General features: G+C 65.5%; 1 pseudogene. It reads left to right on the top strand.

Annotated features, from left to right (window positions below):
- A pseudogene (locus CWO89_RS45190) lies at nucleotides 1-452 on the top strand (IS5/IS1182 family transposase); the annotation flags it as partial.

Raw genomic sequence — 452 nt, 5'->3', positions numbered from 1 at the left:
CCGCGAGATCCTGGCCCGGCTGGCAAAGCGGCAGGGCCTTTCGTTGCGGCAGTCTTATGCGCGGGTGGGCAAGTTCGCCCTGATCAAGCATCAGCGCTATGCCCACGCCAAGCAGTTCAAGCGCGCCAACCGGGCCTTGAAGACGCTTAGAACCTATCTCGGTCGCGTCATCCGTGACATTGCCCGCAAGATCGAAGGCCGCACCGGCTTGCTTGGCGAGATTGTCCTCGAACGCATGCTGGCGCTGGCGCGACGGGTGCTTGACCAGAAGCAGCACCAGCGCGGCCCCAAGGTCTGCTCGCTGCACGCGCCGGAGGTGGGGTGCATCGGCAAGGGCAAGGCCCACCGGCCCTACGAGTTCGGCGTCAAGGTCTCGGTGGCCACCAACCTCGCGCCCGCCAAGGGCGGTCAGTTCGTCACCCATGTGAAAGCGCTGACCGGCAACCCCTATG

This window comes from Bradyrhizobium sp. Leo170, assembly GCF_004296405.1.
GTDB lineage: Bacteria > Pseudomonadota > Alphaproteobacteria > Rhizobiales > Xanthobacteraceae > Bradyrhizobium.
Note: the sequence above shows the minus strand (reverse complement) of the source record. Positions and strands in the feature narration are given on the sequence as shown.